Below are 5,262 nucleotides of genomic sequence, written 5' to 3' on the forward strand. Positions count from 1 at the left end.
CAGACGTCCCCCCATCCTTCGCAACATCTTCTCCATGCCACCGCCCTTCATCTTTTTCATCATCTTCTGCATCTGCGTAAACTGCTTGAGCAGCCGGTTCACATCCTGCACCTGGGTGCCGGAACCATTGGCGATCGGCGCTTGCGCGAACCCTTGATAATCGCAGGGAAGCGGCGCTCTTTCGGGGTCATGGAGTTGACGATGGCAATCAGCCGCCCGATCTCTTTATCGTTGACCTGGTTCTTGACCTTGTCCGGCAGGTTGCCCATGCCCGGCAGCTTATCGATCAGACTGCTCATTCCACCCATCTTGCTCATCTGTAGCATCTGTTCGCGGAAGTCATCCAGGTCAAAACCCTTTCCCTTCTGCAGCTTTTGCGCCAGCTTGGCCGCCTTCTCCTGATCGACTTGGCGGCTGACCTCCTCCACCAGGCTAAGCACATCGCCCATACCGAGAATGCGCGAGGCAACCCGGTCGGGATGAAACGGTTCCAGCGCGTCGACCTTCTCGCCCACACCGAGGAACTTGATCGGCTTGCCGGTGATATGGCGGATCGAGAGCGCGGCACCGCCACGCGCATCACCGTCGGTTTTGGTGAGGATCACGCCGGTCAGCGGCAATGCTTCATCGAAGGCTTTGGCGGTATTGGCCGCATCCTGACCGGTCATGGAGTCGACCACGAACAGGGTCTCGACCGGATCAACGCAGGCGTGCAGCTGCTTGATCTCCGCCATCATTTCGTCATCCACATGCAGACGTCCGGCGGTATCCACCAGCAGCACGTCAGCATAGGCCTTCTTCGCCTCAGCCAGCGCCATCTTGGCGATCTTCACCGGCTTCTGATCGGCGGAGCTGGGGATGAACTCGGCGCCGACATCTTTGGCCAGGGTCTGCAACTGTTTGATGGCGGCGGGACGGTAGACGTCGCAACTCACCACCATCACCTTCTTCTTACCGTTCTGCTGCAGCCAGCGCGCAAGTTTGGCAACGCTGGTGGTCTTACCCGAACCCTGCAGACCGGCCATCAGGATCACCGCGGGGGGCTGGGCGGCCAGGTCGAGGGATTCGTTCGCCTCCCCCATCACCCGCACCAGTTCGTCGTTGACGATCTTGATCAGGGTCTGGCCGGGGGTGAGGCTCTTCATCACCTCCTCACCCATCGCCTTGGCCTTCACCTCATCGACGAAGGCACGCACCACCGGTAACGCTACATCCGCTTCCAGCAGCGCCATGCGCACCTCACGCATGGTATCTTTGATTTCTGTTCCGAAAGGCGCCCCTGCCCCCGCAGGTTGTCGAGCACCTTTCCAAGCCGTTGTGTCAAACTTTCAAACATGAGCGTTCCACCAAGCAGGCCCCACGGGCGTAAGATCAAAACCGGCACAGTATATAACAGTTGAGTTTGGCCCCCTAGCGGGCTGTTAGTCGGCCTTCCATCAAACACGCCTTATATGCGATTATCGCGACACCTCAGTTATCGAACCACCGCAACAGGGAATCCAGCCGTTTTGCTGACATCATTTACCATCACGGCCTATCTGCTATCCGGATTGATCTTTGGCGTGCGGCTATTCAGCAGCCGCAGCGTCAGGCTGCTGCCCCGTTCAGCTGGACTGGCTATTGGCTTTGCTGGGGTGGTCCTGCATGCGTTGTTGCTCTGGAGTAATCTGGTAAGCGGCACGGGCGTCAATTTGGGCTTTTTTAATGCCTTCTCGCTAATCGCCTGGACCATCACCTTGCTGCTGCTGCTCTCTGCCCTGAGCAAGCCGGTTGAGAATCTGGGTATAGTTCTGCTGCCGATGGCGGCCCTGGCGATCCTCCTAGAGACCCGTTTCAGCTCGGTTCACCTGCTGAACGAAAACGCTTCCCTCGGTTTAACTGTCCATGTGCTGGTCTCGATGCTGGCCTACAGCCTGTTCACCCTCGCCAGCGTCCAATCTATTCTGCTGGCGATCCAGGACCACCAGCTCCACCATCGTCACCCCGGCGGCTTTATCCGCGCCCTGCCCCCCCTGCAGACCATGGAGAGCCTGCTATTCGAGATGATCGGCGCCGGTTTTTTCCTGCTGACGCTGGCGCTGGGCTCCGGTTTTCTGTTTCTTGACGACATGTTCGCGCAGAGACTGGTGCATAAGACGGTGCTGTCGATCACCGCATGGATCGTGTTTGGATGTTGCTGTGGGGACGATACCGTTTTGGCTGGCGAGGCCAGAAGGCATTGATCTGGACCCTGAGTGGATTCGTGGTTTTGATGCTGGCCTATTTCGGCAGCAAGGCGGTAATTGAGCTGGTGCTTGCCTGATTTTCGTCCAGGTCAGCGGCTGAAACGGCGGTAGGCCTTTGCCACCTGCCGGCCCTGCTGCAGACGATTCAACTGGGTGCGGATCTCATCCCTGGAACGGTCGCCTATCGCCATGATCTCCGTATCGAGCCTGATGATCTCCTGAACCTTGTTGGCAGCCAGCATCTGGTCACCAAACTCCTCTTCACCATCAAAACACTCAGCGATCAGACGGCTGCGCTGCACCTCCGTCCGCTCCGCCTCCTCCCAGGCAGCCTGTTGTGCCTGTTCACGCATCTGGCGGGTCAGCAGCAGAACCTGCTCCAGGAGGTCATCTTTCACAACCATCTAGGCACCCACTGCAGGAGAGATCTTCTCCTGTGGCAGCTGTTTGACCTCATCCGGCAATGCATCCCAGGCAAGCTTGATCTCGGTCAGCAGCGAGGCGACCTCATCGAGGATTTCCGGATCGTTGCTGCTGTTGGCCGCCATCAGGCGACGCCCCATATATTCGTAGAGGTCATCAAGGTTGCGGGCAATATCACCACCACTCTCTAAATCGAGTGCGCCGCGCAGGCCGTTGATGATAGACAACGCCCAACTGATATGCCGGCTCTTCTGCCCCATATCCTTGCGCTGTATGAACCCCTTCGCCGCCGCCATCTTGTCCAGCGCACCCTCCATCAACATCTGGACGAGCCGGTGCGGACTAGCGTAGGCAACCTCTGAGCTGGTTGCCACCTGTCCATACTGGGATATTCCACGCTTTTTTAAATGGCTCATGGGTAATTATGCCTCACGACTGTTTCTCATTCTTGTCTGGATCACCGCTCTCTGCAGCGCTCTTTCCCTCTAGGAAGAGTCTCTTTGTTTCCATCCCATACCAGTCAGGCTCTCATCTCCTTCAACCATCTCATTTATATTTAGGATGAGAACTGTTGCGAAAGAAAACTGCTGGTAGTTTGCAACTGCCCCATTAACGAGTCGAGCGCGGCGAACTGGGCCCGATAGCGTCGTTCAGTCAGATCGAGACGATATTCAAGCTGATTCTGTCGATCCTGCAGGGTATCAATGCGGGCAGCCAGTCCATCCTCACGCGCATCCACCATACCATCAGCAGTCAGCAGATCGTGGGCGAGATCACCCAAGCGTTTGGCAAATCCCTGATCACTGTCCGCGAACAACCTGCTGACCCCGCTGAAATCGGAATCCATCGCCTTGCTCAATGCGCTCTTATCAAGACTCATCCGGCCATCCTTGCCGATGGAGAGCCCCACTTCTGTCATATGGGTGTAGCTGCCACCAGTAATCGAGGCACCACTATTGACTATGCCAAGCATCAGGCTTTCCATGGTCAGCAGGGTGCTGTCTCCCGCCAACTGCCCATCATAAAGGCTATCGATGGTATTGCGCAGATTGTTGAAGGCGGTAGCAAATGCATCCACTGACTCGGCAATAGCGTCATCATCTCTGCTGAAATCGACCGTGCCACTACCAGTTGTTTTAAGATTAAGGGTCACACCCTGAATCGCATCACTGATCGTATTCGAACTACTGGTCACACTAAAGGTATCGACGGTCAATTGGGCATCTTGAGCAGCCGCCACCTGAGTCAGGTTCTGCGTACCTGCCGCCTCGTAATGGAGTTGGGAAAGCCCTGCATCCCCCGAGACCACCACCTCAACGGCATTCGACGCACCGCTGTCATTCGAAGTCAGGATCAGGCGGCTGCCACCACTCTCGTTGAGAATGGTGGCGGCCACCCCTGGATTATCACTGGCCTGATTGATCGCATCTCGAATGCCCGCCAGGGTGTTGTTACTGCTGTCGATGGTGAGACTGAAGCTGCCACTGCCCACCGAGATATCCAGAGTGCCGCTTCCCACCACAGTATCCTTGTTGGTAAAGGTAGTGGAGGCGAGCTTGTGGCGTTGAGCCAGTTGGGTGACGTTGATATTGAAGCTGCCCACATTGGCAGTCTCATCCGCACTGGCGGTAAAGGCATCCGCGTTGGAGGATGAACCGGAGAAGACCTGGAACTTGGAGAGAGAGCCCAAGCCATCCATAGCCGTTTCAAAATCCGACACAGCACTGCGCAGCTGGCCATAGGCGCTGATCTGCGCGTTGACCTGGCTCTCCTGATTCTGCAGACGATCCAGCGGCAGCCGCTCCAGGTTCATCAACTGATCAATGATGCTGTTGACATCGAGCCCAGATCCAACACCGGGAGCGAGAATAGAAGCCATGATCGTCTCCCCTCCATTTAATTTGTTTTACCCTGGAGGAGAGTCCATCCAGGGTGAAAGTCTAAGTTTGAACTCTACAGCGGCAAGCCGATCTCTTTCAGGCTTTCGCCTTAAGGATCACCCCAGAATTCTCTTGCATACGCTGTGCAAGCCGGATGACCTCTTCAGGTGGGATCTGGCGAACTAGTTCGTCCCGATCCAGATCAATTACCTTGATGATTGTCTTGCCACTCTCCTCATCCACGCTGAACTGGAGTGAGCGCTTCTGCTGCTGGACCTTCTGATTGAGCTCTTCAACCATCTTTTCCAGCCGCTCAAGACTGCCCTGGGACTCCTCTTCAGCCTGGTCTTGATGGATCGATATATTCCGCTCAGCAACCTGACGTGCAGCTTCTGCTGGCCTGGCCTGCTCCACCCATTGGGGCTGGGTCGTCCGGCTGAACTGAAGCAGCGATCCCATTGTTACTTCGGTTGTCATTGCATCCACCCTGAGGCTGATCTCTTCGAGTCTAGTGCATCCGGGCTAGATCACCCGGATGCCGGTCGATGAGCTTACTGCAACAGCGCCAGGGCACTCTGCGGAACAACATTGGCCTGAGACAGTATCGAGACACCAGCCTGCTGTAGGATCTGCGTCTTTGTCAGTGCCGCGGTCTCCGCCGCAAAGTCGGCATCCTGAATCCGGCTGCGTGAAGCAGTGAGGTTCTCAGCGTAATTCGAAAGGTTTGAGATAAC

The 5,262-nt window shown here is 56.4% G+C and carries 5 protein-coding genes and 2 pseudogenes; 1 reads left to right on the forward strand and 6 read right to left on the reverse strand.

Annotation, left to right across the window (positions count from 1 at the left end):
* Nucleotides 1-1,336: pseudogene (gene ffh / locus RIFP1SYM_RS15490) on the reverse strand (signal recognition particle protein); the annotation flags it as partial.
* A 115-nt stretch (nt 1,337-1,451) separates the two neighbouring features.
* Between ffh and RIFP1SYM_RS15495 the strand changes: the two are divergent.
* A pseudogene (locus RIFP1SYM_RS15495) lies at nt 1,452-2,302 on the forward strand (cytochrome C assembly family protein).
* A 12-nt stretch (nt 2,303-2,314) separates the two neighbouring features.
* Here RIFP1SYM_RS15495 and RIFP1SYM_RS15500 read toward each other — a convergent pair.
* From RIFP1SYM_RS15500 to RIFP1SYM_RS15520, 5 genes are all read right to left on the reverse strand, one after another.
* Entirely contained in the window at nt 2,315-2,629 is a 315-nt protein-coding gene (locus RIFP1SYM_RS15500; RefSeq protein ID WP_005966562.1) for a flagellar protein FliT, read from the reverse strand.
* Entirely contained in the window at nt 2,630-3,064 is a 435-nt protein-coding gene (fliS, locus tag RIFP1SYM_RS15505; protein WP_005966565.1) for a flagellar export chaperone FliS, read from the reverse strand.
* 140 nt (nt 3,065-3,204) lie between these two features.
* Nucleotides 3,205-4,527 (reverse strand): flagellar filament capping protein FliD, encoded by a 1,323-nt coding sequence (gene fliD, locus RIFP1SYM_RS15510; protein ID WP_005966568.1) that lies wholly within the window; start codon nt 4,525-4,527, stop codon nt 3,205-3,207.
* A 97-nt stretch (nt 4,528-4,624) separates the two neighbouring features.
* Nucleotides 4,625-5,005 (reverse strand): flagellar protein FlaG, encoded by a 381-nt coding sequence (locus tag RIFP1SYM_RS15515; RefSeq protein WP_240991550.1) that lies wholly within the window; start codon nt 5,003-5,005, stop codon nt 4,625-4,627.
* A 74-nt stretch (nt 5,006-5,079) separates the two neighbouring features.
* Nucleotides 5,080-5,262: flagellin (locus RIFP1SYM_RS15520; protein ID WP_039960744.1), on the reverse strand; the 183-nt coding region annotated here is incomplete at its 5' end.

The organism is endosymbiont of Riftia pachyptila (vent Ph05), assembly GCF_000224455.1.
In the GTDB taxonomy this organism is placed as follows: domain Bacteria; phylum Pseudomonadota; class Gammaproteobacteria; order Chromatiales; family Chromatiaceae; genus Endoriftia; species Endoriftia persephonae.